The organism is Amycolatopsis rhizosphaerae (assembly GCF_007713715.1).
GTDB lineage: Bacteria > Actinomycetota > Actinomycetes > Mycobacteriales > Pseudonocardiaceae > Amycolatopsis_E > Amycolatopsis_E rhizosphaerae.
The window spans coordinates 1-1,482 of record NZ_VJWX01000836.1; the positions used below are offsets into that span (position 1 = coordinate 1).

At 66.4% G+C, this 1,482-nt stretch carries 2 protein-coding genes and 1 pseudogene; all 3 read right to left on the reverse strand.

Annotated elements, in window-relative coordinates; translation table 11 throughout:
• Nucleotides 1-499: type I-E CRISPR-associated protein Cas6/Cse3/CasE (locus tag FNH05_RS37260; protein ID WP_144593521.1), on the reverse strand; the 499-nt coding region annotated here is incomplete at its 3' end.
• Nucleotides 490-1,245, reverse strand: coding sequence for a type I-E CRISPR-associated protein Cas5/CasD (cas5e, locus tag FNH05_RS37265; RefSeq protein ID WP_186382945.1), 756 nt, complete (start codon nucleotides 1,243-1,245; stop codon nucleotides 490-492). The genes FNH05_RS37260 and cas5e, both read right to left, overlap by 10 nt.
• A gap of 5 nt (nucleotides 1,246-1,250) precedes the next feature.
• Nucleotides 1,251-1,482, reverse strand: a pseudogene (locus FNH05_RS38695) (type I-E CRISPR-associated protein Cas7/Cse4/CasC); the annotation flags it as partial.

Genomic DNA, 1,482 nt, shown 5'->3' on the forward strand with positions numbered 1-1,482 from the left:
GTGTGGGTGAGGGTGCGATGTCGGGTTTTCCGTTGACGCCGAGAGGGATGACGAATCCGTGGCGTTCGCCTTGCCGGGCGAGCCATTCGATCTGCTTTTCGGGGTCTCGATGGGCGACTCGTTTCCCTCGCGCCCGTTGCCCGGGTTCTCCCTTGGCCGGTTGGGCGCGGGTGGGGTTGGCGACGAGGCGGAAGGCGAGTTTGCGGCCGGGTTGGACGGCCTCGAGGATCGAGGAAAGATCGCGTACGTGGGCGGGTTCTTGCAGGTAGCCGGGGGTGAGGCTGGTCCAGTCGGGCTTGGTGTGGCTTTGCACGTAGAGGGTGAAGCCGTGTTGGGCAGGGTCGAGGCGCCAGAGGACACCATGGGCTTGGCGGGCGGGTTCGTCGCCGGCGAGGTTGGGGTAGCCAGACATGATCGTGCGGTGCATGTGCTGGACGTCGGTGTAGTCCCTGCGGAACTCGCGGGAAGCGGCGTTGATGTCGAGTTTGGTCAGGAACACGCTGGGTCTCCCGCTTTGATCAGGTCGATGGTGAGCGGCTGGTGGCCTGCGAGGACAGAGCGGATGCGGAAGCGGCGGTCACCATGCCTGAAGGAGATGGGGTGGTCGTGGCGAGGTTGGGCTCCTGGTTGGGAGGCCGCGCAGTCGGTGAGGGTGCGCAGGCCGACCGTTGTTCCGCCGGATTCGATCCGTTGCCTCTCATGGCGCCGGACGTCTGTGCGGGTTTCCAGCCACGGGTGATCCCGGAGGACGTCCCCCAGGGGACGCTGGATGAGTCCCATCCCGGTGAGCGGACCTGAACTGTCCTCGCCGGTGACAAGGGGGCGGGCTGGCACGAACGCTTTCCGTCCGAAGTACAGCGGCCAGCGCGGCTGTTGAACGGCCTGGTGGAGCTCAGTCAAAAGCTGGGAGTCGCCTTCGACGACGACGAGGAAGAGGGCATCAGCCAGGTAGTAGCGATGACTGGTGACGGTGCGCCAGCCTCGTCCTTCCGTGGTGGGGACGTTTTGGGCGGTGTGGAAGTCCCGTTCCATGAGCCCTTCGCGGTCCACCCGGATGCCGAGGCGGAGGTTGGCCAGCGTTGCGACTGCGTCGTCTTTGTCGCGCGGTACGCCGAGCGCCGCGGCGAGCAGGCCGACGACCCCGGATTTGGTCGGCTCGCTTGCGGTGTCGCGGACGGTGAAGCGCGCGGTGAGGCCCCACGATTGCAAGGGCGCGTCGAAGCAGAGCGCCAGGGATGTCGGCACTGGCATCAGGCTTTCGTGGCGGCCAGGACACGGCCGGTGAACTCGTCCAGATTGCCTGCTGTTTCGTCCTCGGCGATATGCGGAAGCGCTCCGTCGAGGCTGGCGGCGGTGACGGAACGCAGTTCGGAGTCGCCGTAGAAGCCGCGAATCTGCATGAAGTGCGCCAGGAGGTTGTCGGTGGAGAGCGTCAGGAAGTTCCCGCCGGTGACGGGGGTGAGGAAGGCGTGGGCCAGGTTC